This window comes from Pseudomonas sp. KSR10 (genome assembly GCF_022355455.1).
GTDB classification, from domain to species: Bacteria; Pseudomonadota; Gammaproteobacteria; order Pseudomonadales; family Pseudomonadaceae; genus Stutzerimonas; species Stutzerimonas stutzeri_E.
On the sequence record NZ_JAKOEN010000019.1, the window covers coordinates 367241 to 392471 of the forward strand.

The 25231-nt window shown below is 60.6% G+C and carries 23 protein-coding genes and 1 pseudogene; 11 read left to right on the forward strand and 13 right to left on the reverse strand.

The features are described 5' to 3' along the window. Positions 1-172: 172 nt before the first annotated feature. The gene (locus MCB86_RS10650; RefSeq protein WP_045160944.1) at positions 173-1618 is read left to right on the forward strand and encodes a mannose-1-phosphate guanylyltransferase/mannose-6-phosphate isomerase; all 1446 of its coding nucleotides are present in this window, start codon (positions 173-175) and stop codon (positions 1616-1618) included. A 388-nt stretch (positions 1619-2006) separates the two neighbouring features. Next, a complete protein-coding gene (locus MCB86_RS10655) occupies positions 2007-2216 on the forward strand; it encodes a hypothetical protein (protein ID WP_239610833.1) in 210 nt (69 codons plus the stop codon). A gap of 75 nt (positions 2217-2291) precedes the next feature. On the opposite strand, the pseudogene MCB86_RS10660 reads toward MCB86_RS10655, so the two are convergent. The 3 genes and pseudogenes from MCB86_RS10660 to purU form a co-directional block, all read right to left on the reverse strand. Next, positions 2292-3757 (reverse strand): annotated as a pseudogene (locus tag MCB86_RS10660) (helicase HerA-like domain-containing protein). A gap of 66 nt (positions 3758-3823) precedes the next feature. Beyond that, on the reverse strand, positions 3824-4024 hold the full coding sequence (locus tag MCB86_RS10665) for a hypothetical protein (protein ID WP_045160941.1): 201 nt from the start codon (positions 4022-4024) through the stop codon (positions 3824-3826). A gap of 27 nt (positions 4025-4051) precedes the next feature. Then, complete coding sequence (purU, locus tag MCB86_RS10670) at positions 4052-4903, reverse strand: formyltetrahydrofolate deformylase (RefSeq protein ID WP_025240687.1); 852 nt, start codon at positions 4901-4903, stop codon at positions 4052-4054. A 435-nt stretch (positions 4904-5338) separates the two neighbouring features. Between purU and mvaT the strand changes: the two genes are divergently transcribed. After that, positions 5339-5716, forward strand: coding sequence for a histone-like nucleoid-structuring protein MvaT (gene mvaT / locus MCB86_RS10675; RefSeq protein WP_045160939.1), 378 nt, complete (start codon positions 5339-5341; stop codon positions 5714-5716). A gap of 87 nt (positions 5717-5803) precedes the next feature. Here mvaT and sbcB read toward each other — a convergent pair whose 3' ends face one another. Further along, on the reverse strand, positions 5804-7231 hold the full coding sequence (gene sbcB, locus MCB86_RS10680; RefSeq protein WP_239610834.1) for an exodeoxyribonuclease I: 1428 nt from the start codon (positions 7229-7231) through the stop codon (positions 5804-5806). A gap of 276 nt (positions 7232-7507) precedes the next feature. On the opposite strand from sbcB, the gene MCB86_RS10685 reads away from it, so the two are divergent. From MCB86_RS10685 to MCB86_RS10710, 6 genes are read left to right on the forward strand one after another with little or no spacing between them, the layout of a single operon-like run. Beyond that, complete coding sequence (locus MCB86_RS10685; RefSeq protein WP_045161102.1) at positions 7508-8209, forward strand: RDD family protein; 702 nt, start codon at positions 7508-7510, stop codon at positions 8207-8209. Beyond that, positions 8206-9189, forward strand: a complete 984-nt coding sequence (locus MCB86_RS10690; protein WP_239610835.1) for a stage II sporulation protein M — start codon at positions 8206-8208, stop codon at positions 9187-9189. Before MCB86_RS10685 ends, MCB86_RS10690 begins: the two co-directional genes overlap by 4 nt. Continuing rightward, positions 9176-10747, forward strand: a complete 1572-nt coding sequence (locus MCB86_RS10695) for a DUF4129 domain-containing protein (RefSeq protein ID WP_239610837.1) — start codon at positions 9176-9178, stop codon at positions 10745-10747. The genes MCB86_RS10690 and MCB86_RS10695 overlap by 14 nt, the downstream gene beginning before the upstream one ends. Then, positions 10744-11913 carry a DUF4350 domain-containing protein gene (locus MCB86_RS10700; RefSeq protein WP_239610839.1) on the forward strand — a complete coding sequence of 390 codons (1170 nt, stop codon included), beginning with the start codon at positions 10744-10746 and terminating at the stop codon, positions 11911-11913. Before MCB86_RS10695 ends, MCB86_RS10700 begins: the two co-directional genes overlap by 4 nt. Next, positions 11910-12920, forward strand: coding sequence for a MoxR family ATPase (locus MCB86_RS10705; RefSeq protein WP_045160934.1), 1011 nt, complete (start codon positions 11910-11912; stop codon positions 12918-12920). Before MCB86_RS10700 ends, MCB86_RS10705 begins: the two co-directional genes overlap by 4 nt. Positions 12921-12945: 25 nt before the next feature. Beyond that, entirely contained in the window at positions 12946-14277 is a 1332-nt protein-coding gene (locus tag MCB86_RS10710) for a DUF58 domain-containing protein (protein ID WP_239610841.1), read from the forward strand. Positions 14278-14332: 55 nt separating this feature from the next. On the opposite strand, the gene MCB86_RS10715 is transcribed toward MCB86_RS10710, so the two are convergent. Genes MCB86_RS10715 through MCB86_RS10725 form a run of 3 tightly spaced genes read right to left on the reverse strand, consistent with a single transcriptional unit; the run spans position 14333 to position 15660 of the window. After that, positions 14333-14767, reverse strand: a complete 435-nt coding sequence (locus tag MCB86_RS10715; protein WP_239610843.1) for a PilZ domain-containing protein — start codon at positions 14765-14767, stop codon at positions 14333-14335. A gap of 48 nt (positions 14768-14815) precedes the next feature. Next, positions 14816-15238: a DUF4124 domain-containing protein gene (locus MCB86_RS10720; protein WP_155397602.1), complete on the reverse strand. Its 423-nt coding sequence runs from the start codon at positions 15236-15238 to the stop codon at positions 14816-14818. 44 nt (positions 15239-15282) lie between these two features. Beyond that, on the reverse strand, positions 15283-15660 hold the full coding sequence (locus tag MCB86_RS10725; RefSeq protein ID WP_045160930.1) for a hypothetical protein: 378 nt from the start codon (positions 15658-15660) through the stop codon (positions 15283-15285). Positions 15661-15837: 177 nt separating this feature from the next. Between MCB86_RS10725 and pyk the strand changes: the two genes are divergently transcribed. Next, the gene (gene pyk, locus MCB86_RS10730) at positions 15838-17289 is read left to right on the forward strand and encodes a pyruvate kinase (RefSeq protein ID WP_045160929.1); all 1452 of its coding nucleotides are present in this window, start codon (positions 15838-15840) and stop codon (positions 17287-17289) included. Positions 17290-17393: 104 nt separating this feature from the next. Here pyk and MCB86_RS10735 read toward each other — a convergent pair whose 3' ends face one another. Next, a complete protein-coding gene (locus MCB86_RS10735) occupies positions 17394-18335 on the reverse strand; it encodes an iron-sulfur-binding ferredoxin reductase (protein ID WP_045160928.1) in 942 nt (313 codons plus the stop codon). After that, on the reverse strand, positions 18328-19458 hold the full coding sequence (locus MCB86_RS10740) for a GGDEF domain-containing protein (RefSeq protein ID WP_045160927.1): 1131 nt from the start codon (positions 19456-19458) through the stop codon (positions 18328-18330). Before MCB86_RS10740 ends, MCB86_RS10735 begins: the two co-directional genes overlap by 8 nt. A gap of 355 nt (positions 19459-19813) precedes the next feature. On the opposite strand from MCB86_RS10740, the gene MCB86_RS10745 reads away from it, so the two are divergent. Next, positions 19814-21337: a fumarate hydratase gene (locus tag MCB86_RS10745; RefSeq protein ID WP_045160926.1), complete on the forward strand. Its 1524-nt coding sequence runs from the start codon at positions 19814-19816 to the stop codon at positions 21335-21337. A gap of 58 nt (positions 21338-21395) precedes the next feature. On the opposite strand, the gene MCB86_RS10750 is transcribed toward MCB86_RS10745, so the two are convergent. The 4 genes from MCB86_RS10750 to MCB86_RS10765 form a co-directional block, all read right to left on the reverse strand. Further along, positions 21396-22961, reverse strand: coding sequence for a PAS domain-containing methyl-accepting chemotaxis protein (locus MCB86_RS10750; protein ID WP_239610845.1), 1566 nt, complete (start codon positions 22959-22961; stop codon positions 21396-21398). Positions 22962-23121: 160 nt separating this feature from the next. After that, positions 23122-23343, reverse strand: a complete 222-nt coding sequence (locus MCB86_RS10755; RefSeq protein ID WP_239610848.1) for a VF530 family protein — start codon at positions 23341-23343, stop codon at positions 23122-23124. Between the two features lie 74 nt (positions 23344-23417). Continuing rightward, on the reverse strand, positions 23418-23999 hold the full coding sequence (locus MCB86_RS10760; protein ID WP_025240670.1) for a DJ-1/PfpI family protein: 582 nt from the start codon (positions 23997-23999) through the stop codon (positions 23418-23420). 48 nt (positions 24000-24047) lie between these two features. Further along, entirely contained in the window at positions 24048-25211 is a 1164-nt protein-coding gene (locus tag MCB86_RS10765; RefSeq protein ID WP_045160923.1) for a phosphatidylserine/phosphatidylglycerophosphate/cardiolipin synthase family protein, read from the reverse strand. Positions 25212-25231: the final 20 nt, after the last annotated feature.

A 25231-nucleotide genomic window follows, 5' to 3' on the forward strand; every position in this document is an offset into this window, starting at 1 on the left:
TCAGGCTCGGAGCAAGCAGTTCGCCCCGAAAGCAGTTTCCCTGCTGGAGAACGGAGCTTGACGGCGCACGCCGCCTGAAGGCTCGACTCAGAAGCGTACGGCGAGCACCAGACCTCTGGCCGCCCAAATGGACAAGAAGAAATCCCCTTCTCAACGATTCAGGAGAAACACTATGATTCCGGTCATCCTCTCAGGCGGTAGCGGTTCCCGACTCTGGCCTCTCTCTCGCAAAGCATTCCCCAAACAATTCCTCGCGTTGACGGCTGAACAGACGCTGTTCCAGCAAACCATCGAACGACTCGCTTTTGAAGGTATGCAGCCGCCTCTGCTGGTTTGCAACCAGGAGCATCGCTTCATCGTCAAGGAGCAACTGGCGGCACGCAAGCTGGGTATTCAGGGCCTGATGCTCGAGCCCTTCGGCCGCAACACTGCCCCAGCCATCGCGATTGCCGCGATGAAATTGATCGAGGATGGCCGTGACGAACTGCTGCTGGTACTGCCCGCGGATCATGTAATCGAAGATCATAAGGCGTTCCAGCGTTCCCTAGCTCTTGCCACCAACGCCGCGGAAAACGGTGAGATGGTGCTGTTCGGCATTCCTGCCACCAGTCCTGAGACCGGTTACGGCTATATCAAGTGCGACCATACCGAGCGTAACGGCCTGCCCGAAGGCGTCAACCGTGTCACCAACTTCGTCGAGAAGCCAGACGAAGCGCGTGCCCAGCAATACGTCGAGTCAGGCGACTATTACTGGAATAGTGGCATGTTCCTGTTCCGCGCCAGCGTATTCCTGGAAGAATTGAAGAAGCACGACCCGGATATTTACGACACCTGCTGGGTTGCGTTGGAGCGCAGCGCCAAGAACGGTGACGAAGTACTGATCGACCCGGCGACCTTCGCCTGCTGCCCCGACAATTCAATCGACTACGCGGTCATGGAAAAGACCGAACTGGCCTGCGTGGTGCCGATGTCCGCCGGCTGGAGCGACGTGGGCTCCTGGTCCTCGCTATGGGATGTGCTTGAAAAGGACGAAAACGGCAACGTGACCAGAGGCGACGTGATCGTCGAAGACAGCCGCAACTGCCTGGTCCACGGCAACGGCAAGCTGGTCACCGTCGTGGGGCTGGATAACATCGTTGTGGTCGAAACCAAAGACGCGACCATGATCGCGCACAAGGACAAGGTTCAGGACGTCAAGAAGCTCGTGAACAAGCTCGACGCCATGAAGCGCTCCGAAACGCAGAACCACTGCGCGGTTTATCGCCCCTGGGGCTGGTACGACTCGGTCGACATGGGCGGCCGCTTCCAGGTCAAGCGAATCTGCGTCAACCCAGGCGCACAGCTGTCACTGCAGATGCACCACCATCGTGCCGAGCATTGGATTGTCGTCTCTGGCACCGCCCAGGTCACCTGCAATGACAAGACCTTCCTGCTGACCGAAAATCAATCGACCTATATCCCGGTGACCTCTATTCACCGGCTCGCCAACCCCGGCAAGATTCCGTTGGAGATTATCGAGGTCCAGTCGGGTAGCTATCTCGGTGAAGACGACATCGAACGGCTGGACGACGTTTATGGTCGCGCCCATGATACAGTCGCGAGCCAATCGGCGCGCTGAATCGGCCATGCAATGACAAAAACCGCGCCCTCCGGCGCGGTTTTTTTTGAGAACAGGTCAGAACGCAATAGCGTTGAACCGGAAAGCTTCAAGCAAGAATAGTTGTGACAGCGAAAACTGACGTGACAGGTGCGATTCCAATTTCAGTGTCTTTCGACGAGCGCAAGCTGCACCGGTGCCTCTTATTTGCTTCAGGTTGCCAACAGGCGCACCAGCCTGCCATTCGCCGATTTAACTTATGCACACACTTGTTTTCACGACCTGCTTGCAATGGCATGAGCCAAACCATTAAATAAGCAACCGCCAGACATTCTCTAACTGCGCTGCAATCGGCATTCCGTTTGCCAGCCGCTGGCGTCAATTTTTCAAGAAAAGGAAAAGCTCAAGAGTGACGAAAGAAGAACTACGTGCCGAACTGGAAAGACAGGCCAACAGGTTCAAGACCGTATACGGGGGCGAGATAACCACTTACGCGGCACAACCCGATCCTGAACGAAAGCCTTGGCGCAAGAAGCAGACCGTCCACGATCAGGTTTTCAAGAAAGAATTGGAAAAGATCGAGAAAGAGATGGCGAAACAGTCTTCCGACTGCCAATAAATCGGGAGCGAAGACTTTTCTTGGGCGAACGCTCAATACAACGAGCGATCGAATGGCCAGCTACTCGATTTCAGGTCAACGTTTCCCGCCTAATAGGGAGCCCATCAGGCCCCTTACCAGTTGCCGCCCCAGCTGAGAGGCCGCCTGGCGCACAGCGCTCTTGAACACTCGTTCGGCGAGATCGCCGAAGGCGCCCCCTACGTCATTCTTGGCCGTTGCAGCTTTCCCCTGCGGCTCGACCTCTATTGCTCGATGCGCTCGATCGAGCAGAATCTCATACGCGGACTCACGATCCACGGCCTTATCGTAGCGCGCCCGCAATGGTGAGTTCGCGATCAGGGCGCGCCTTTCATCCTGGTCCAGCGGCCCTATGCGTGATCGGGGCGGAGCAATGGACACACGCTGCACCATGGCTGGCGTTCCCTTGTCTTCCAACCCTCCGACCAGCGCTTCTCCGATACCCAAGTCAACCAGCGAGTCCAGCGCAGAAAACGCAGGATTGGCTCGAAAGCCTTCCGCCACCGCACGCAGCGACTTCTGCTCCTTGATCGTATACGCCCGCAATCCGTGCTGAATGCGCAGGCCCAGCTGAGCTAAAACCTCATTGGGCAGATCGGACGGCGACTGGGTGACGAAATAGACACCTACCCCTTTCGAACGAATCAGCCGAACGACCTGCACCAGCCGATCCTGCAGTGCCTTCGGGGTGTCGTTGAACAGCAGATGGCCTCGTCGAAGAACAACGCCAGCAGCGGACGATCCGCATCGCCTCGTTCGGGCAACTGCTCGAACAGCTCGGCCAACAACCACAGCAGGAATGTCGCGTAGACTTTAGGGGCCTGGTGTACGAGCTGGCTGGCGTCGAGCAGATGGATCCTGCCTCGCCCATCGCGCCCGGGCTCCAGGATGTCTTCAAGCGCCAGCGCCGGTTCGCCGAACAGCGCATCGGCACCCTGCTGCTCGAGGGTGGCCAGCCGTCGCAACAGTGCCTGGGAAGACGCACTGGTCAACAGCGCAGCGTCATCGCCGAGCACCTCGGGACTCTTTTTGAGGTAGCCGAGCAGTGACTTCAGATCCTTCAGATCCAGCAGCAGCAAACCTTCGCGATCGGCCACCTTGAACGCCGCGTAGAGCGCAGCCTGCTGGCTATCGGTCAGTTCGAGCAGGCTACCCAAAAGGAGTGGCCCCATTTCGGTGAGGGTGGTCCGCAATGGATGACCGCTAACACCGTATACGTCCCATAGGGTGACGGGATATGCCTGCGGTTGATGCTCGAGCCAAGGCATGCTGGCGATGCGCTCGGCGATTTTCCCCTGAGGCGCCCCCACGGCCCCCAGCCCACACAGGTCGCCCTTGATGTCGGCGGCAAAGACAGCGATACCAGCTTCGCTGAACTGTTCTGCGAGTCGCTGCAGAGTAACCGTCTTGCCAGTCCCGGTCGCGCCAGCAACCAAACCGTGACGATTGATCAGCCGAAGCGGGTGAGTATTGGGTTCACCGGTAGCATCGGCGCCAAGCACGAAGCGATCATTATCTGTCATCTGGCGATCTCCAGAGCGGGAAGCAGAGGGCGAACGAGCAGCACCCGGTGCCCCGTTCATGTTTGTTCAATCGCCATCCGGAACCGTCGAAACAGTGCATTCGACCGTCAACTCGGCAGCGGATTGGTGATGCTTCCACAGCGCTTCGGCATCTGGGAAATCGGTGCCGAGCTCCGGTCCGAGGCGCTCCGGATCGTAACGCTGCGTACAACCATTCCCAATAATTGGCGGCGCGTTCGCGACAGCCTTCTCCAACGGATCGACCATGCATTCCTCCCGCGCCACCGGCGACGATTAATTGAATACCAGCGTCTTGTTGCTATGGACCAGCACACGCTCTTGCAAGTGATAGCGCAGACCGCGCGATAGCACCATCTTTTCCACGTCCTTGCCCAGCCGAACCATGTCTTCGATGCTATCGCGATGGCTGACGCGCACGACGTCTTGCTCGATGATCGGGCCGGCGTCCAGCTCCTCGGTCACGTAATGGCAGGTCGCGCCGATCAGCTTGACCCCGCGTAGCGAAGCCTGATGGTAGGGCTTGGCGCCTGCAAACGAAGGTAGAAAGCTGTGATGAATGTTAATCACCCGCTGCGCATATTCTTCACACAGTTCGGGTGGAAGAATCTGCATATAACGGGCAAGCACAATCACATCGGCCTGCTGCTCACGCACCAGACGCGATACCTCGGCAAACGCCTCGTCCTTGCGCCCCGGCTCGACCGGAACGTGGAAATAAGGAATGCCGTGCCACTCGACCATACTGCGCAAGTCGTTGTGGTTGGAAATAACGCAGGGAATATCGCAATCCAGTTCGCCGCTGTGCCACCTGTGCAGCAGGTCCGCCAGGCAGTGCGATTCCCGACTGGCCATCAGCACGACTCGCTTGCGCTGTTCCGAATCGGTAATCCGCCACTCCATCGAAAACTCACGCGCTATAGGCGCAAACGCCTGCCGGAAGCCAGCGAGATCAAACGGCAGCGAGTCGGCACGAATTTCATGGCGCATGAAAAACCAGCCGCTCTGGTGATCCGAGTGATGATTCGCTTCGGTGATCCAGCCGTTGTACGTGGCCAGGAAATTGCTGACCTTGGCGACAATGCCAACGCCATCGGGGCAGGCAATAACCAGCCTGAACGTGCGCATTAAAATAACTCCAGCTTAAAAAGGTGCCGCATTCTAGCGCAGCGAATAATTCTGCAGCCAGAGTATTGGGTCGGGCCAAGCCTTAGCCCGCTGCTACAGGCTGGCTCAAGCAACCGATAACGCCGTCATCGCGCAGTAACAATAAGGTTATCGACTCGAGGCAACCGTACACATGGCCAATTAGACCGCCCCGCAACCAAGGCGGATGATTAACACCGCGGGGTTTCGTACCGATATATCAGCCAAGCATCGTTCCAGACGCTATTTTCCAAGAGAGTCTCGATTTTCCTTCATGAAACTAACTGAGCGACATTAGCCATCAACGCAAAAGCGGAAGAAAACCGTAGCTAATCTTTATCAAAGCCATATTTACTTGTGCATGGTGGCTGTCTATGATTGCTAACACTTGCGTTCAACCTATACCAAGGAAGTGACATGTCGCTAATCAATGAATACCGCGCCACAGAAGAAGCTATCAAGGAGCTCCAGGAACGCCTGAAGTCTCTTTCTGCAGATGACAAGCTAAAAAAAGAGCTTGAGTTCGAAGGCAAACTGCGCGAACTGATGGGTGAATATCAAAAATCGCTTCGCGATATCATCGCCCTGCTCGATCCGGACGCTAGAAATAGCAAAACACAACGCACCGCAAAGACGCCAGCAGCTACCAAGCGCGCGCGCCGCGTAAAGCAGTACAAGAACCCACATAACGGCGAAGTGATTGAAACCAAAGGTGGCAATCACAAGACTCTGAAAGAATGGAAAGCCCAGTGGGGTTCCGACGAAGTTGAAAGCTGGGCCACCTTGCTCGGTTAAATTTCGGCGCGGGACCTAAAGCCATCCGACGCTGCATGCCGAGCATGCCGCGTCAGATGGCTTTTTTGCGGGCGTTTGATAAGAAGCTCAGCGAATGTAGCGCTCACGCAGACCACGGGCATGCACGGCCCATTGCTGCAGTAGCTGCATCTGGTTCGAACTGGCTGAAGCCAGTAATGCCTGCAGCGAACTCTCGAATTGATCCAAGGTGTTTGGCGCGCCAAACTCGGGCGCGGTTAAACGCTGCCGACAAAACTCCTGCCACTGCAGTTGTTCCGCAGCCGAAAGGCATTCGGGAAAATTCCGAGCACGGTAACGAAAATGCAGTTCCGGTAGACGGGCATCATCAAACGACGGCACTCCACTCGAACCAGATGAGGGTACAAAGCTTCTGACTTGCTCGCATAACCGGCGATCTCGCTCACCCAGAAAGCCTTCATAGAGTTGCTGTTCCGGATCCGACAAGCCGGTGAACGCCTGCTCCTGATAGACGTCAGCAAGTTTCGCGCTCCATTCTGCTTGTCGACCACGTAGATCGCTTGCCCTGGACTCGCAACATTGCAAATCCAGATTCAATCGCTCGATATCCGACTTGCGTAAGACATTCATCGGTACAAGTACCGGGCAGCGATTGACGTGCACCAGTTTCAACGGAGTCGGCAGCTTCTCACCGAGATCCTCACGGCGGGGATACAGCCGCTCGCGGAGATCTTCGGCCGTGTCCTCCCATAGCGGCGAGCATTCGGCATTGAGGTCGCAGACGATCAGTGCGTTGCGATTGCGCGGATGCCAGGCCAGTGGCAGCACCACGGACAAATAGTGCCGCGCAGCGGAGAAGCGCCCGGAGACATGCACCATTGGTTTCAAAATCTCGACCTGTTCGACTACCGCGTTCTTACGCCGCAGTTTGTACAGGTAGTCATACAGCCTCGGCTGGCGTTCCCGTATCAATCGAGCCAGCGCAATGGTCGCCCGCACGTCCGACAGGGCGTCGTGCGCCTGCAAATGCTCGAGCCCGTTGGCGACACTGAGACGCTCCAGCTTGAGCGTCACGCGGCCGTCTTCCTCAGGCCAAACCAGCCCCTCGGGACGCAACGCATAAGCGGTGCGGACCAGATCGATGAGATCCCAGCGACTATTGCCACCCTGCCACTCGCGCGCATAGGGATCGAAGAAATTGCGGTACAGGCTGTAGCGCAGCACCTCATCATCGAAACGCAAGGTGTTATAGCCAGCGCTACAGGTGCCCGGTTGTGACAGTTCCTGATGCAGCCGAGCGATGAACTCCGCTTCGCATACCCCCTTTTCAGTCAGGGTGGCCGGAGTAATGCCAGTCACCAGGCAAGCGGCCGGGTGCGGCAGGATGTCGTCGCTGAGCCGGCAGTAAATATTCAGCGGCTCGCCAATTTCCTCCAACGCCTCGTTGGTGCGGATCCCGGCGACCTGCAGCGGTCGGTCGCAACGCGGCGAGATGCCAGTGGTTTCAAAGTCGTACCAGAAGATGCTGGATGTCACGGGAGCCTCCCTCTCGGCCTTTGCACACCAGTCTAACGCGCTTGAACGACCGCCGGCCGCATCGCCCGACTCCTTGTGCGACAGGTCCGCGCAACGGGGCGATCACAGCGTATGAATGATGGCATTTCGATTGAAAATGCCGAGCAGGTTCTGGCCGAAAACCACGTTCGATGATTACATAGCCGCGATATCGCCTGGCCAACGCGCCCGATCGGTTGATCGGCCATGAGCAGCAGCCTCGCACCAGCCCACCAGATCGATCGTCGAGCACAACCATTGCCTTCCGCTCTAACAGCACCGCTGGACAATACGCACAGGGTCGAAACGCCGGAGGGTATTGATCTCGTGCTTCGTCCGGCCGGCCTCGTGCCTCGCGCTCTGGCGTTCGCCCTGGACCTGCTGATTCGGGTCGCGCTATTTCTGACCCTGGCGCTGGGTCTCGGCTCGTTAGGCACGTTTGGCATAGGCGCTGGCGCCCTGCTGCTGTTCGTCGTGCAATGGTGGTACATGGTGTTGTTCGAAGTGCTCAATGAAGGCAGCACGCCTGGCAAGCGCTGGCTGGGCCTGAAGGTGATCCATGATGACGGTACGCCGATCGGCTGGGCGTCGTCTCTGACACGCAACCTGCTGCGTTTCGTCGACATGCTGCCATTCGGCTACTTTGTGGGGGCGATCAGTTGCCTCTGGCACCCCTCCTTCAAACGCCTTGGCGATCTGGCCGCCGGAACGCTGGTGGTGTACCACGAGCACGGCGCAGCCGCAGCGACGCTTCCGATCGTCGACGCCATTGCACCACCCTTCCCGCTGGAACTGGCCGAACAGCGCGCGCTGATCGGCTTCGCCGAGCGACAGTCGAATCTGTCGCCGGAACGCCGGCAGGAACTGGCTGCAATTCTGGCGACGCCCCTGCAGGTAGCCCCCGAGCAGGCCGAGGCGCGCCTAAACGGCATCGCTCGCGGTCTGGTGGGGCCAGCATGAAACAGAGCCAGTTCGAGCGCCTTCACCGAGCCGAATGGCAAGGGTTCAGCGAAACACTCGATGCCCTCGAGCGCCGCAAGAAGCCTTCATCCGTTTCGATCGTGGCATTTCCGGCCGCCTATCGACGCATCTGCCAACAGCTGGCGCTGGCTCAAGCACGCGGCTACAGCACCCATGCGATCGATAATCTGCAGGTGCTGGTGCAGCGCGGACATCAGCAGCTCTACCGTCACCGAAGTCCCCTGGCAGGTCGTCTGCTCGGTTTCATCCTTGGCGGGTTCGGCCGGTTGGTTCGCGAGCAATGGCGCTACGTGGCAGCCGCCAGCCTGTTGTTCTATATCAGCCTGCTAGGCATGGCGGCACTGGTCCTGGCGTTTCCGGAAATGGTTTACAGCCTGATCAGTCCTGAGCAGATCGCACAGATGGAGGCGATGTACGATCCCGATGCCAGCCGCCTCGGTCGCTTTGGCGAGCGTGGATCCAGCGAAGACTGGGTGATGTTCGGCTACTACGTCATGCACAATATCGGCATCGCCTTCCAGACGTTTGCCGGAGGGCTTCTGTTCGGGTTGGGAAGCTTGTTCTACCTGTTGTTCAACGGGCTGACCATCGGCGCGATCGCGGGCCACCTGACCGGAGTTGGTTATCACCAACCGTTCTGGTCATTCGTCATCGGTCACGGTGCCTTCGAGCTGACAGCCCTCACCCTGGCCGGAGGCGCCGGGCTGAAACTCGGCGGCGCGCTCATCGCCCCCGGCAACCTTACCCGCGGGGAAGCCTTGCGGCTGGCCGCCAGCAAGGCGGTACGGCTGGTCGCCGGCGCCACCTTGCTGTTGCTGATCGCCGCATTCGTCGAAGCCTATTGGTCATCGATGACCTATCCTTCCGCGTCGGTCAAATATGCCGTGGGCGCGCTGCTGTGGCTGTTGGTCGGCCTGTATCTCTTGCTGAGCGGCAGGAACAGTCATGCGCCTGAGTGACGCGACCATGGAGATCCGCCCGCGCAGTGCCTGGGAATCGCTGGATCTCGGCATCCTGCTGGCACGCCGGCAAGCGCGCCTACTGATGACCAGCTGGGCGCTGCTGACCCTGCCGGTGTTCGCCCTGCTCAGCCTGATGCTCTGGCAACATCCAACGCTGTCACTGTTGCTGTTCTGGTGGTTTAAACCGCTCTATGAACGCCTGCCGCTGTTCATTCTTTCTCGGTCACTATTTGGCGATACCCCGACCCTGCGCCGCAGCTTCAGAGCCTTGCCTGGCCTGCTACGCTCGCAATGGTTTTCCAGCCTGACCTGGCGCCGATTCAGCCTGACCCGCAGTTTCGATCTGCCAGTGCTGCAGCTCGAAGGGTTATCAGGCTCGACCAGACGGAATCGCCTGGCCGTCTTGAAGCGACGCGACACCGGCGCGGCACGCTGGTTGACCATTGTCGGCATCCACCTGGAAAGCGGCTTGTGGATGGGCGCGCTGGCCTTACTCTACATGTTGATCCCGCCGCAGTTACTCGCTGACTGGACCTGGCAGGACCTGCTGAAGGTGGAAGGCGACTGGCTCTGGCTTGAGCATCTGTCCAACCTGCTATACGTGCTGATCCTGATCATCTGGGAACCGATTTACGTTGCCAGTGGCTTCAGCCTCTACCTCAACCGACGCACCATGCTCGAGGCCTGGGATATCGAGCTGAGCTTTCGCCGATTGCAGGAGCGTCTGCAGCCCTTATTGCCGGCCCTGCTGCTGAGCATCGGCCTGTCGCTGGGTTTGCCCCTAGAGGACGCTCGGGCCGATACCCCGGCGCCCCCGCAGCGTGAACAAACGACACCGACCGAGCCGAGCCCCGAACACGAACGCTTGCTCAACCAGCCACTGACCAGTCAGGCCGCCAACGAGCGGATCAGCGAGCTGCTGAACCAGCCGCCGTTCAAAAACCGCGAGACCGTGACTCGCTGGCGCTTTGGCGAGCCCCAGACGCATGCAGAACCGGGCTGGTTGGAACGCCTGCTCAACAAACTACTGCGCGGCGACAGCCTGCAGCGAAGCCTGGAACACATCGCCACGGGTGTCGAAATCCTGCTCTGGGCGACACTGTTCGGTTTGATCGCGCTTTGCCTCTGGCGCTATCGCGAGTGGCTGAGAGTCCATGTCGGGCGACTTCGCCCTCCCGCTGCAAGGCCGCGTCAGGATACGCCGGCCGTGCTGTTCGGTTTCGATGTCCAGCCCGAGAACATTCCTGCAGATGTCGCCGGTGAAGTCAGCCGACTCTGGGACCAGCAGCCGCGCGAAGCGCTCGGGTTGCTCTATCGGGCGTTTCTCAGCCGACTGCTGCATGAACGCAAGCTGCCATTGAAGTCCGCTCATACGGAGGGCGAAATCCTCGATCTGCTGCGCCAGGACGGTCGACCGGAACTGGTCCGCTATGCCGAGACCTTGACCCGCTACTGGCAGAATCTCGCCTATGGTCACCGGGCCCCGCCAGGCGCCGCCAGAAACGAGCTCTGCGATCGCTGGCGCGAATTGTTCGACACAAGGATGTCCACATGAGCCGCGCTCGCACAATTGGCCTGACCGTCGCGGGCGTACTGCTAGTCACCCTGCTGCTATTCGTCGCGAGCAAGGCGACACGCTACCAGGAGGTCATTGAGCGAGGCCCTGCGCCGCAGGTGCGCGCCAATCCCTACCTGGCAGCTGAACGTTTTCTCATCGACCAAGGCAGAGCGGTCACCCACACCGAAGGCCTTGGCGGGCTGCTCGAGCTGCAACCGGACAACCGGATCCTGCTACTGCTGGGCGACCGTGCAGATATGAAACCGAGTCAGTCCGCACGCTTGCTTGAGTGGGTCTCTGACGGCGGTCACCTGGTGTTCGTGGCCGAACGCCTGTGGGACGAGCACACCGGTAAAAGTGGCGATCTGCTTCTCGATACTCTGGGCTTGCAACAGTACGAAACCACAGATGACGAGACCAACGAAGCCACCAAACAGATCGCCAGCACGGAGAAGCGCTCCACGCTGACCCGACTGTATCTGGAGAACGAAGACGCACCGGCCTATTTCGCCTTCGACACCGACTATCACCTCTACGATGCCGACAAGAGGGCTCATGCCTGGGCCAACAGCGACGGTGCCACGCACATGCTGCAGCTGCAGCACGGTAACGGTCTGATCACCGCGCTCACCGACAGCTGGATCTGGCAGAACGATCGCATCGGGCAGTATGACCATGCTTGGCTGCTCTGGTATCTCACCCAGGATCGTGACGTGGCCCTCGCCTATCGCACCGAGCACGTCGGCTTGTTGCGACAGCTGCTGCGCTATTTCCCCGAAGCGCTGACCGCCCTGCTGCTGATACTGATCTTTGCCGCCTGGCATCTGGGCCAACGACAGGGTTCCATCATCGAGACGGCCGACCGTAGCCGCCGGCAACTGCATGAACATCTGCGCGCCAGTGCCGACTTCCTCTACCGCCATGCCGGCCAGCGCCATCTGCTGATCGGCTTGCAGCGCGACATACAACGGCAGGCGCGCCGACGCCATCCGGGATTCGAAGCGCTGCCCTATACCGAGCAGTGTCTGGTGCTGGCGAAACTCAGCCAGCTGCCCCCCGACTCCATCGATCAGGCCTTGCGCCTGCCAGCGGAAAAGCCTGTCAGCGCCGCCGAATTCACCAGCCAGGTCGCCCGCCTGCAAAGCCTCAGGAATGCCCTATGAGCGAAATCCCAAGCGAACAGAACAATGCCCCCGCTGCTGGCGCAAGCAGCCAGCGTCAGCGCGCCAGCCAACTGGCACAGGCGCTGCGTCAGGAATTGCACAAGGCCGTAATCGGTCAGCAGGATATCGTCGATGGCGTTCTCACCGCCTTGATAGCCGGCGGCCACGTGCTGGTCGAGGGAGTGCCGGGGCTCGGTAAAACCTTGCTGGTCCGCGCGCTGGCTCGTTGCTTCGGTGGCGAGTTTTCGCGTATCCAATTCACGCCCGACCTGATGCCAAGCGATATCACCGGCCACGCCGTCTATGACCTGGCCAGCGAACAGTTCAAGCTACGCAAAGGGCCGGTCTTCACCAACCTGCTGCTCGCCGATGAAATCAACCGCGCCCCGGCAAAAACCCAGGCGGCGCTGCTGGAGGTCATGCAAGAACGCCAGGTCACGCTCGAAGGTCGCGCGCTGGCGGCGCCGCAACCCTTCCTGGTGATGGCCACGCAGAACCCCATCGAGCAGGAAGGCACCTACCCGCTGCCTGAAGCCGAGCTGGACCGCTTCATGCTGATGCTGCGCATGGACTATCCGATGGCCGACGAGGAGCTGGAACTGGTCCGTCAAGTCACCCGCTCGGCGCGTACCGATATCCTCGACGTCAGCGGCTTGCGCGTGCTATTGCAGGCAAAGGATGTCCAGGCCTTGCAGAAGATCGCCAGCGAAGTGCCACTCGACGAGCAAGTACTCGACTACGCGGTGCGCCTGGCCCGCGCCACGCGCAACTGGCCCGGTCTGGCGCTGGGCGCGGGACCACGCGCCTCGATCGCACTGGTTCGCTGCGCGCGAGCACGCGCGCTGTTACGCGGCGGGGAGTTCGTCACCCCGGACGACATCAAGGGCTGCGCACTCGCGGTGCTGCGGCATCGTGTCAGACTCTCGCCCGAACTGGATATCGAGGGGACTTCGGTGGATCAGTTGCTGCTGCAATTGCTCGACCAGGTCACGGCGCCGCGCCTGTGATCCAGCCCAGCTCGCGGATGTTGCGATGAGCCCATCACGGCGACAAACCTTTCTGCTGGTGTTGCTGCTTGTCCTTGCCCTGCCGCTGGGCGTGCTGGCTGCGCTAGGCCATCCCCTGCCCGCCGCGGTGAATACGACCTGGTGGGGACTGCTGCTGTGCCTGGGCCTGCTTTCGGCCCTAGACGCGGTTTCCTTGCACCGGCTGCCTTCGCCCACGTTGCATCGCACCCTACCCGGCCACCTGGCGCTGGGTCGTTGGCATGATGTGCAGCTACAGCTTCACGCCTCGCTGACTCGTCCCTTGCGCCTGGATATCTTCGACCATCCGCCAGCCGGGATGGCGTTTCAGCACCTGCCACAACATCTAACCCTCGTACCGGGGCAACATTGCGAGGTCGCGTACCGAATCTGCCCGGAACGCCGTGGCCCCGTACACTTCGATCAATGTGAGATCCGCCTGCACGGTCCACTGGGATTATGGCGCGAACGCCGGCTGCTGAAGCTGGAGTCACAGTCGCGCGTCTACCCCGACTTCACTCGACTGCACGGCGCACCGCTGATGGCCGTAGACAGCTGGTTGAGTCGCCTGGGTGTGCGGCAGCAGCCGCGCCGCGGGCTGGGTATGGATTTCCATCAGCTCCGCGAATTCCGCGAAGGCGATACTCTGCGGCAGATCGACTGGAAGGCCACCGCACGCAAGCGCACGCCGATCGCCCGGGAATATCAGGACGACCGCGACCAGCAGATCCTGTTGATGCTCGATTGCGGCCGGCGGATGCGCAGCCAGGATGATGCACTCTCGCATTTCGACCACGCGCTCAATGCAAGCCTGCTGTTGGCTTATGTCGCCTTGCGCCAAGGCGACGCGCTGGGACTCTACAGCTTCGCCACCGAGCAACGCCGCTTCCTCGCGCCGGCCAAGGGCCAGTTGCAGCTGAACGCCTTGCTGAACGGCGTCTACGATTTGACCAACACGAGACAGCCAGCCGATTTCATGCGAGCCGCCGGGGAGGTTCTGACGCGACAGAAACGACGGGCGCTGGTCGTGATCCTGAGCAATCTGCGCGACGAAGATGATGAGGATTTGCTCGGCGCGGTCCGCCGGCTCTCGCGCCGGCACCGGGTTTTGGTGGTGAGCTTGCGCGAGCCGGTGCTCGACGGACTACGTCATCAACCAGTGAGCAGCGCCCAGGATGCGCTGGGCTACTGCGGCACGCTGAACTACCTGAACGCCCGAGATCAGTTGCATGAACGGCTGATGGCGCACGGCGTCCCGGTGCTCGATGCGCGTCCGCACGAGCTGGGGCCGGCGTTGATCAGCCGCTACCTGGCGTGGAAAAAAGGCGGCGTTCTGTAGAACATCATTCGACTTCGCAGGGAAACGTGAACATCACCCAACCAAGCCGAATCACTCAGATCCCGTGACAGTGATCCTGGTCGATGGCCCGGCTGGGTGGGACATCGCTGAGCGGCAGACGAGCTGGCGGAATGCTCAGCATCGGCCGGAAACTGAAATAGTGATGTAGCGCGTCGATCATGTGGCGAATTTCGCTGGGCGGCGTAATCAGTACGAAACCCGAATCGAAGCTGCCGGGAGTGACATCCTCGCGGGACCAGCGGCAGATCGCGCTGAAATCGATGTAACGCAGCTGGCCGTGCTGGCCGGGGATCTTCAGGCGCATCTCGAAGCACGCATCGGTCATCATCGGATATGGACTGATGAGCATCAGTCCAGTCTCCGACAGGTTGCCGATGAAGCCCAATGGCTTATCGGTAAAGCGGTTGAAAACGTTGAGATAGTACGGCAACTGGTGCCGCTGGATGCTGCGCTGATTAAGCATGTTCATCGGTTCCGGCCCTGCCGCCAACTTGATCGCAGCGGCCGTTCGGGCCGCTCAGCTGCAATTTCGACTGATACGACTGGCCAACTGCCGCCGCGCCGTCTCTATTTCCTCATCACTGTAGTAGACCCGCCCCTCCTTTGCATCGGCACGAAAGTAGCGTCCGCCATGGGACAGACGCGACAGCTGCTGACGCAGCTGACGGCATTCCTGCTCGCGCCGGGCATGCTGTTCACTGGCCGCCTGATCAGCAGCCTGCTGCTCTTGCCGACGAGCCTCGAAGAAGCGCTCGGTACGCGCTTCGCGCTCGCGAGTCGCCTCGTCGCGCTCGATGACCTGCGGTCTGACCTCGACTGGTTCGGCACCGGGACGCGGTCGTGCATCGAAATGCACATTTCCCTGCGAATCGACCCAGCGGTAGATCTCGGCAGCCGCCAACGGCGATGACAACAGCGCTATAAGCAGTATCGGTGCGATGTGCATGGGTTCCTTCCCAGCCGGTCTCGACTAACCGGCTTCGCTCAGGGTTTGGCGGCGTGAGTTACCACCCGCTCCTCCGGCTGATAGTGCCCCAACTGACGCAACGTCTCCAGTCTGGCGCGACCACGGAAGGCATATTCGCTGGCCGGATAGCGGGTCTGAATGAAGCGATAGGTTTGCGCCGCATCGACGAACAACCCCTGGCGCTCCAGGCACTGCCCGCGTAGCAGCGATATTTCCGGCTGAACGTTGTCGCGTGGCCGACTGCTGCGCTCGGCCTGCGATAGGGCGAGCATTACCTGCTCGCAATCGCCTGATTGATAGTGCTGGTAAGCACTGTCCAGATGGCGATCGAGTGCACTTCGGCTGCTGCAGCCTACGCTGAGAGTGATCAGAGACAGTATGACAAGGGTGCGCATGGATGAATCCTCCGTTGCCGACTTATCGACCGCGGCGAGAAAAACTACAGCCCCGCTCGGCGCACCAGAACACGTCGCGGCAGCTCGCATGCAGCCGCCAAAGAGTAGTGCAAGCCAACAATGACTACAGCCGCACGGCATAGTAGCCTCCCGGCCATTCTGAAAAAGGAGCATTGAATGATCTCGCGCCGTACCAAAATCGTCGCCACGCTGGGTCCTGCCAGCAGCTCACCGGATGTACTGGAAAAGATGATCCTGGCGGGCCTCGATGTCGCCCGCTTGAATTTCTCTCATGGTGCTCCAGATGAGCACCGCGCCCGGGCGCAGCTGGTACGGGACATCGCCGCGAAACACGGTCGCTTCGTCGCCCTATTGGGCGACCTGCAAGGGCCGAAAATCCGCATCGCCAAGTTCGCCGGCAAGCGTATCGAATTAGCAGAGGGCGACAACTTCCGCTTCTCCGTCACCCACCCTCGCGATGCAGGCACCCAGGACGTGGTGGGCATCGACTACCCGGATCTGGTCAAAGATTGCAGCGTTGGCGATGAATTGCTCCTCGATGATGGTCGCGTGGTCATGCGCGTTGACAACGCCACGGCCGACGAACTGCATTGCACTGTACTAATTGGCGGGCCGCTGTCGGACAACAAAGGCATCAATCGTCGGGGAGGCGGGCTGACTGCGCCGGCGCTGACCGCCAAGGACAAAGCCGACATCAAGCTGGCCGCCGAAATGGATCTGGACTACCTCGCCGTGTCCTTCCCTCGCGATGCCGCCGATATGGAACTGGCCCGCCGCCTGCGCGACGAGGCCGGCTCCAGCGCCTGGCTGATCGCCAAGATCGAGCGCGCCGAAGCGGTCGCCGATGATGAGGCGCTGGACGGCTTGATCCGTGCCAGCGATGGCGTGATGGTCGCGCGAGGCGACCTGGGCGTCGAGATCGGCGACGCCGAACTGGTGGGCATTCAGAAGAAGATCATTCTTCACGCACGCCGCAACAACAAGGTCGTCATCACCGCGACCCAGATGATGGAGTCGATGATCCAGAACCCGATGCCGACCCGCGCCGAGGTTTCCGATGTAGCCAACGCGGTGCTGGACTACACCGACGCGGTCATGCTGTCGGCCGAAAGCGCTGCCGGCGAATACCCGATCGAGGCGATCAAGGCGATGGCACGCGTCTGCGTCGGAGCCGAGAAGCATCCGACCAGCATCAAGTCCAGCCACCGTCTCGGCCAGCGCTTCGAGCGCAGTGATGAAAGCACCGCGCTGGCGGCGATGTACACCGCCAACCACTTCCCCGGCGTTAAGGCGATCATCAGCCTGACCGAAAGCGGCTATACCCCGCTGATCATGTCGCGCATCCGCTCGTCGGTACCGATCTTTGCATACTCGCCCCATCGCGAGACCCAGGCACGGGTCGCCATGTTCCGCGGTGTGCAGACCATTCCGTTCGATCCGGCCGCACTGCCAGCGGACAAGGTCAGCCAGGCGGCGGTGGATGAGTTGCTCAAACGCAACATCGTCAACGTTGGCGACTGGGTGATCCTGACCAAGGGCGATACCTATCACGGCACCGGCGGCACCAACACCATGAAGATCCTGCGTGTAGGCGATTCATTGAGTTGATGGTCTCGAAGCACGCCAGGTGACGGCCAATGGGGGCCTGATACCTTGGCGTGCTTCGATCACGCGCCCCTAGCCATCTCTTGGGGGCGATGCGCCGTCGTTGCTCAAGGCTCGACGTGGCGCACCAGAAAAGCGTCGCTCAGCACCTGCCCCCGCGGCAGTCCCGCGAGAAACAGGCGCTTGGCGCAGTCCTCGACGAATCCGCTTCCCCCGCAGAGCAGTGCGATTTCCTGGCGCGACGTAGCGCGTACGGATTGCAGACTGTCATGCGTCTGTTCGGAATCGACCCACTCGATACTCAGGTTGTCATGCCCCTGTGCGAGACGCTCCAACGACGCTCGCAGGTAGGACGCACCTCGACAGAAATGCAGCAGCCGTATCGGCCCGAGATGATCCTGACGCAGCGCCTCGCGCAACAGGGCCCAAAGAGGTGCGAGCCCGGTACCGGCCGCCAGCATCAACAGGGGACGCGTCTGCCATTCGGGCTCGTAGCGCAGCGCGCCGGCGTGCAGCTGACCAAGGCGCAGGCTGTCTCCCATCTTCAGGGCGCGCGCCGAATCGCAGAAGGCACCCGGATTGTGGCAATCGAGGTGAAACTCAAGCCAGGGATCCTCCCCGGGCACGCTCGCCAATGAATAAGGCCTGGCAACGCCACGGTCAGTCCACAGCAGCACGTGCTGGCCGGCGCGGTAACGCAGCGGACGCTCGGCCTGCAGCCGCAGGCGCAGGACCTGCCCATCGAGCCAATCGAGCCCTTCCACTCGTGCCGCCAGCCCCTCGCGCACCGGGTCGTACACGGCGACACTGAGATCTTCGGTGACGGCGCATTGGCAGGCGAGTCTCCACCCCTGTAAACGCCGACCGACATCGAGCGCGTCCGGCTGGGCATCCTTTGGCTCACCCCGCAGGCAGCGCACCAGACAGGCGTGGCAACTGCCCGCACGACAGCTGTAGGGCACGTTCAGGCCAGCATCATTGAGCGCATCGAGCAGGTTCTTCCCCTCGCTCACCGTCCAGGACCGCGCCCCATGGGTAATTTCAGGCATCGACGGCCGCCCAGCTTGCCTCGCAGCGATTACGCCCGTTGGCCTTGGCCCGATAGAGCGCCATGTCGGCGCGCTGCAATGACTCGTCCAGATCGTCGCCAGCATTGAGCAGCGTCAGCCCGACCGACAGACTGAGATGCCCCGCCTGTAACTCCACGTCCAGCGGCTGGGCATTGGCAAACGCCTCGCGCAGGCGCTCACAACAAGCGCTGAACTGCTCGGCATCGGTGTGCGGCAACAGCAGGACGAACTCCTCGCCACCGTAGCGGGCCAGGATATCGCCGTCGCGCAAGCACGAACGCGCTACCGAGGCGAACATCTGCAGCACACGATCGCCCGTGGCGTGCCCGTGCAGATCGTTTACCCGCTTGAAATGATCGAGGTCGATCAATGCGAGGCCGGACTGATGGCCCGCCCGTAATCGACTCAGCTCCGCCTCGGCCCGCCGAATGAAATGACGGCGGTTGTACAACCCGGTGAGCTCGTCCGTGGAGGCCAGATCCTCCAGTTGCCGCATCATGCCGCGCAGCGTTTCCTGGTGCGCCTGCAAGGCGAAACGGCGCTGACGCATGCGCTGACGCAGCTTGTAGACGTAACCGACGAACAGGCACATCCAGATGAGCGTTACCAGCAATACGCCAGCCTCCAGCAGCGCTACCTGCGAGTCGCCGAGACGATCGAGATATGCATCGTACAGCGACATGCCGACGAAACTGACGAGCGCCAGTACGGCGTAGCGGATGAATACTTTCGGCGGCAGAAACACGGCGAACATCAGCACCAGCACATAGAGCACCAGCAAAGAGCCGCGACTATCGCCGAGATTGAACAGGAAGAAGGTCAGCCACACCAGCGCAACCAACACCTGCGGCTCGGTCAGACTGGGGTCGCGAAAGCGCAGGTTGTAGCCTCGGGAAAACACCCAGAAGAACCCCAACTGGCTGACCAGGATCATCACAGAGCCCGCAATAGCAGTGTCTAACGGCGCTTGATAGAAGCCCCCGGCGACGGTAATCCATGTCAGCAGCAAGGCGAGGCCGTAGGTGCCTGCTGCCATACCGAAGCGCTTGATGACCAGCTGCTGCAGCGCCTGCTGTTCGCTTTCGTCACGAGTCACGCGCATGGAATCCTTCCCATAATGGCAATTAGACATACTTTACGCTGGCCACTTGCAAAAGCCTACAAGCCCCGGTTCTTCTGACAGGACGAGCTACCGATCGTCCGATGTGCGGCAGTTCTGCCACCTTCTGCTCGATCATTCCAACTGCTTTCTGCCCGAGCACCACAGGCGCATTATTGTCAGTGTGCAGTTGACCCACAGCCTCACCGACACCCGCTTCGATGTGCATCCCTTCACCTTTAGCTCGTCTGTGTACCCTGCGGCGCAGCGAGTTATACTGCCGCGCATTTTTTAACCTGAGCGCGTTGGCCAAATTCCCCGCGCGCCTTGTCTCCGCCCCGCCAAGAGGACGCGCTGCATGACCGTGATCAAGCAAGACGACCTGATACAAAGCGTTGCCGACGCTTTGCAGTTCATTTCCTATTACCACCCCGTCGATTTCATCCAGGCGATGCACGAGGCCTACTTGCGGGAGGAGTCGCCGGCAGCGCGCGACTCCATGGCGCAGATTCTGATCAATTCGCGGATGTGCGCAACCGGCCACCGGCCGATCTGTCAGGATACCGGCATCGTCACCGTGTTCGTGCGCGTGGGCATGGACGTACGCTGGGATGGCGCCACCATGAGTCTGGACGACATGATCAACGAAGGCGTTCGCCGCGCCTACAACCTGCCGGAAAACGTCCTGCGTGCTTCGATCCTCGCCGACCCGGCTGGTTCCCGCAAGAACACCAAAGACAACACACCCGCCGTTATCCACTACTCCATCGTCCCGGGTGACAAGGTGGAAGTGGACGTCGCGGCCAAGGGCGGCGGCTCAGAGAACAAGTCGAAGATGGCCATGCTCAACCCGTCCGATTCGATCGTCGACTGGGTCCTGAAAACCGTTCCAACCATGGGCGCAGGCTGGTGCCCGCCCGGCATGCTCGGCATCGGCATCGGCGGCACCGCCGAGAAAGCCGCGGTGATGGCCAAGGAAGTGTTGATGGAGTCCATCGACATCCATGAGCTAAAGGCTCGTGGCCCGCAGAACCGCATTGAAGAGCTGCGTCTGGAGCTGTTCGAGAAGGTCAATCAGCTGGGCATCGGCGCCCAGGGCCTGGGCGGCCTGACCACCGTGCTCGACGTGAAGATCATGGACTACCCGACCCACGCCGCCTCGCTGCCGGTGTGCATGATCCCCAACTGCGCCGCCACTCGCCACGCACACTTCGTGCTCGATGGTTCCGGCCCGGCCGAGCTGACCCCGCCGCCGCTGGATGCCTACCCCGAGATCGTCTGGGAAGCCGGCCCGAGCGCCCGCCGCGTCAACCTCGACACCATCACCCCGGAAGAAGTGCAGAGCTGGAAGCCGGGCGAAACCGTGCTGCTCAACGGCAAGATGCTCACCGGCCGCGACGCCGCGCACAAGCGCATGGTCGACATGCTGAACAAGGGTGAAGAGCTGCCGGTGGACCTCAAAGGCCGCTTCATCTACTACGTCGGCCCGGTGGATCCGGTCGGTGACGAAGTGGTTGGCCCGGCTGGCCCGACCACCGCGACGCGGATGGACAAGTTCACCCGTCAGATCCTCGAAAGTACTGGCCTACTGGGCATGATCGGCAAGTCCGAGCGCGGCCCGATCGCCATCGACGCGATCAAGGACAATAAGGCCGTCTACCTGATGGCCGTCGGTGGCGCGGCTTATCTGGTCGCCCAGGCGATCAAGAAGTCCAAGGTGCTGGCCTTCGCCGAACTGGGCATGGAAGCCATCTACGAGTTCGAAGTGAAGGACATGCCGGTCACCGTGGCCGTCGATACCAATGGCGAGTCGGTCCATATCACCGGGCCGGCGATCTGGCAGAAGAAGATTTCGGACAGCCTGGCCGTCGAAGTGCAGTAAGCAACCCCCACAAAAAAGCCCGGCTCAATGCCGGGCTTTTTTTATTTCCGCGTGCTGATCAGCGATTGAACCGCTCGACCAGAGCGCGCAGTCCCCGTGCCGCGTCTTCCAATTCGCGGCCGCGCTGCATGGTCTGGTCAGCCTTGGTCACGTTGCCGTCGGTGCTGACAGCGATGCTGGTGACCTGCCGCGCGATGTCTTCGGCCACGTGTGCCTGTTCATCGGCGGCGGTGGCCATTTGCTGACTCATGCCGGTAATGCGACTGACCGCCTCGCGAATTCCTTGCAGTGCCTGTTGCGCCTTGACCACCTGCGCCAGCCCCTGAGCCGCCTCCCGGTCGCCGACCTGGGCGATGGCGACCGCCCCGTCAGCCTTGCTGGTCAGCGACTGAATGATGGCCTGGATCTGCTGCGTCGAGTCACGGGTCTTGCTGGCCAGCGCCCGCACCTCGTCTGCGACGACAGCAAAGCCCCTGCCCTGCTCACCGGCGCGGGCAGCCTCGATCGCAGCGTTCAGCGCCAGCAAGTTGGTCTGCTCGGCAATGCTCTGGATCATCCCCGCAGCCGACATGATCTGCTGGGTTTCCCCTGCCAGCTCATTCACCGCGCTGCCGATGTTGGTAACGGTGCCGGCCAGCGATTCGATCGCCTGGCGCGACTGGGCAGCGACTCGATCACCGTCGTTCGCGAGCGCATTCGCGGTAATGGCTTCCTCGGCTGTCTGCTGCACATGGCCGGCCACTTCGGTGATCGACGCGGTCATCTCGGTGACTGCAGTGGCAGTCATGTCCGTTTCACCACGCTGCTGGCGAAGGTCGTTCTCGGTCTGGCTGGCCAGCATGGACGTTTCCGCAGAGGCACGTTCGACCTGCCCAGCCAAATCGGAAAGCCGCGTCAGTGCGGTGCGCAGGCGAGCATCCTCGCTGATCAGCGCCATCTCGAGGCGGGCGGCATTGCCGTGTTGCTGTGTGTAGGTGAGCGCAACGACCGGATCGGTGAATGCCTGCGGAACGCTTTGGAGTATCGAATGCAGCTTCCGCTCTGCGACGAAATGGGAACTGAGCCCAAGCGCGAAGAACAAACCCAGCACGGTTACCACTTCAACTGCCGGCGGTAGCCAGAAGATTCCTGCCGCTGCAAGCGATGCCACGCACATTGGCATCGCCAAGGTACGGGCCCAGCCCTGAAGTCGACGCCCGAAGGAAATCGCCGGTTGGCCGTTACGCAGACGCTCGTATAGCCCAGTGGCTTGCGCGACCTGCTCGGCGGTAGGTTTGACCCGAACCGACTCAAAACCGGTCAGCTTGCCATCGTCGAGGATCGGCGTGACATAGGCGCTGACCCAGTAGAAATCGCCATTCTTGCAGCGGTTCTTGACCACCCCCATCCAGCTCTTGCCTGCCTTCAGATAGCCCCACATGGCGGCGAACACAGCGGGCGGCATGTCTGGGTGGCGAACCAGATTATGGTCACTCCCGATCAGCTCGGCCCTGGAATAGCCACTTACTGCAACGAATTCATCGTTGCAGTAAAGAATCTTGCCCTGTGTATCGGTTGCCGAGATTAGTCGCTGATGCGCCGGAAAACTCCGCTCGGTGTTGCTTACCGGCCCGTTATTTCTCATCGTCCCAATCTCCATGATGGCGATTCGATAACAAAACAGACTCGTCAGTCATGACGAATCAAACTGTTACAAGGAATCGGTCGGATGGAGGCTAACTTGAGCCGGACTTCGATTAATAAAACGGTATCGGACGAATTACAGGACTCTGCATTACGAAAAATCAGGCGGTAGATCGACGTAGCTGAACGAACAACGCCTCGACCTTCGCCCTGGCCCAGGGCGTCTTGCGCAAGAAGGTCAGGCTCGATTTGATGCTGGGGTCGCTTTTGAAGCAGCGAATGTCGACCCGCTCGGCCAGCCCCTCCCACCCGAAATGTGCCTGAAGCTTCACCAGAATGGATTCCAGCGTTACGCCGTGGAGAGGATCTTTTGCCTGGGTCATGGTGTTATCGAGCCTGAAAGAACGCTTCAACAAAAAAGGCCCGCCGAGGCGGACCTTGTAAACAGCACGCCATATTACAGGCTGATGCGTGTGCCGAGCACCTCGAGGAAGGCGGCTAGCCACTCGGGATGCGCCGGCCATGCCGGTGCGGTAACCAGGTTGCCGTCGGTATGCGCCTTGTCGACACCAATATCGACGAACTCGCCCCCAGCCAGCTTCACTTCCGGTGCGCAGGCTGGATAGGCGCTGCAGGCACGGCCTTCGAGGATCCCGGCAGCCGCCAACAGCTGCGGGCCATGGCACACCGCAGCGATTGGCTTTTGCGCCTCGCTGAACGCCCTGACCAGGCTTAGCACCTGATCGTTGAGCCGCAAATACTCCGGCGAACGCCCGCCCGGCACCACCAGCGCATCGTAGTCTTCGGCGCGCACCGCGTCGAAATCGAAGTTCAGCGCGAAATTATGGCCAGGCTTTTCGCTGTAGGTCTGATCGCCTTCGAAGTCGTGAATCGCCGTACGCACCGTGTCACCGGCCTTTTTGTCCGGACAGACGGCGTGCACCGTATGACCGACCATCTGCAGCGCCTGGAACGGCACCATGGTTTCGTAGTCTTCGACGTAATCGCCAACCAGCATCAGAATTTTTTTCGCAGCCATCGAAACACTCTCCCAGTCATAGAACATTGCGGCGGTTCGGCCACGCCGTCAGCCACTTCGATTGAATATATTGATCATGAGCCTATCGAGCAGACCCCACATGCGCTGATAGAGGCGCTGGCTCAGCGGACGCGAATGCCATTGCTGCATATCGATTTCCAGGCTGCGGGCGAAATCGTGCTCGAAGCTCTTCTCCACTGAAGCGCTGAACTGAGTGTCGACCGCTTCCAGATTGGCTTCCAGGTTCCAGCGCAGATTCCAGTGATCGAAGTTGCAGGAGCCGACACTGACCCAATCGTCGACCAGCACCATTTTCAGATGAAGGAAGTGTGGCTGATATTCGTGGATCCGCACGCCGGCACGTAGCAATCGTGGGTAATAGCGCTGCCCCGCGTAGCGAACCGAGGGATGGTCGGTGTTGCGGCTGGTGAGCAACAGTTGTACGTCGACCCCGCGTCTCGCGGCGCGCATCAACTCACGACGAACACGGCCGGTGGGCAGGAAATAAGGTGTCGCCAGCCAGATCCGACGCTCCGCGTGCCGCATGTTGCGCAGCAGGCTGTGGAGGATGTCGCGATGCTGTCGCGCCGCCGAATAGGCGACTCGCCCCATGCCGTCGTCCGATGGCGGGTTGGCCGGAACTTTGGGCATTCGTTGCGGCAATGGCAGCTGCCATATCCGCCTTTTCAGACACAACGCCCACTGCACGTCGAACAGCCGCCGCCAGTCCTCCAGTAACGGACCGGAAATCTCGACCATTGCTTCGTGCCAGTGCTCTTCGGGATTTGAGGGGTTCCAGAACTCGTCAGTGGCTCCGGTGCCACCAACGAAACAGTGCTCGTCATCGATCAGAATCAGCTTGCGATGATCTCGATGCAGGTTGCGAAACTTCAAATGAAGTTTCAGCGGGTTGTACTGACGCAGATCGACTCCGGCGTCAGTCAGCCGCTGTCGGGTCTTCTGCCCCAGCTTGAGGCAACCGAAACCATCGAACAGACAGCGCACCCGTACTCCACGCTCGGCGGCCGTCACCAGGCTATCGATCAGCCGATCCGCGCATTGCCCGTCTTCGACGAGATAGAGCTCGACATCCACCCGACGCTCGGCGGCATCGATACTCGCCAATATGCGCGGGAAGAAAGCCGGTCCATCGATCAACAGCTGGAAACGATTGCCCTCTCGCCAGGGGAAAACGTCCCCGGCCAGTATCATGACAGGACGCTCCACAATAA

Bases quoted from the DNA above. Each gene is read 5' to 3' on its own strand.
- MCB86_RS10650 (WP_045160944.1), top strand. From the start codon at position 173: ATGATTCCGGTCATCCTCTCAGGCGGTAGCGGTTCCCGACTCTGGCCT.
- MCB86_RS10665 (WP_045160941.1), bottom strand. From the start codon at position 4,024: ATGGTCGATCCGTTGGAGAAGGCTGTCGCGAACGCGCCGCCAATTATT.
- purU (WP_025240687.1), bottom strand. From the start codon at position 4,903: ATGCGCACGTTCAGGCTGGTTATTGCCTGCCCCGATGGCGTTGGCATT.
- mvaT (WP_045160939.1), top strand. From the start codon at position 5,339: ATGTCGCTAATCAATGAATACCGCGCCACAGAAGAAGCTATCAAGGAG.
- MCB86_RS10690 (WP_239610835.1), top strand. From the start codon at position 8,206: ATGAAACAGAGCCAGTTCGAGCGCCTTCACCGAGCCGAATGGCAAGGG.
- MCB86_RS10695 (WP_239610837.1), top strand. From the start codon at position 9,176: ATGCGCCTGAGTGACGCGACCATGGAGATCCGCCCGCGCAGTGCCTGG.
- MCB86_RS10700 (WP_239610839.1), top strand. From the start codon at position 10,744: ATGAGCCGCGCTCGCACAATTGGCCTGACCGTCGCGGGCGTACTGCTA.
- MCB86_RS10705 (WP_045160934.1), top strand. From the start codon at position 11,910: ATGAGCGAAATCCCAAGCGAACAGAACAATGCCCCCGCTGCTGGCGCA.
- MCB86_RS10710 (WP_239610841.1), top strand. From the start codon at position 12,946: ATGAGCCCATCACGGCGACAAACCTTTCTGCTGGTGTTGCTGCTTGTC.
- MCB86_RS10715 (WP_239610843.1), bottom strand. From the start codon at position 14,767: ATGAACATGCTTAATCAGCGCAGCATCCAGCGGCACCAGTTGCCGTAC.
- MCB86_RS10725 (WP_045160930.1), bottom strand. From the start codon at position 15,660: ATGCGCACCCTTGTCATACTGTCTCTGATCACTCTCAGCGTAGGCTGC.
- pyk (WP_045160929.1), top strand. From the start codon at position 15,838: ATGATCTCGCGCCGTACCAAAATCGTCGCCACGCTGGGTCCTGCCAGC.
- MCB86_RS10735 (WP_045160928.1), bottom strand. From the start codon at position 18,335: ATGCCTGAAATTACCCATGGGGCGCGGTCCTGGACGGTGAGCGAGGGG.
- MCB86_RS10740 (WP_045160927.1), bottom strand. From the start codon at position 19,458: ATGCGCGTGACTCGTGACGAAAGCGAACAGCAGGCGCTGCAGCAGCTG.
- MCB86_RS10745 (WP_045160926.1), top strand. From the start codon at position 19,814: ATGACCGTGATCAAGCAAGACGACCTGATACAAAGCGTTGCCGACGCT.
- MCB86_RS10750 (WP_239610845.1), bottom strand. From the start codon at position 22,961: ATGAGAAATAACGGGCCGGTAAGCAACACCGAGCGGAGTTTTCCGGCG.
- MCB86_RS10755 (WP_239610848.1), bottom strand. From the start codon at position 23,343: ATGACCCAGGCAAAAGATCCTCTCCACGGCGTAACGCTGGAATCCATT.
- MCB86_RS10760 (WP_025240670.1), bottom strand. From the start codon at position 23,999: ATGGCTGCGAAAAAAATTCTGATGCTGGTTGGCGATTACGTCGAAGAC.
- MCB86_RS10765 (WP_045160923.1), bottom strand. From the start codon at position 25,211: ATGATACTGGCCGGGGACGTTTTCCCCTGGCGAGAGGGCAATCGTTTC.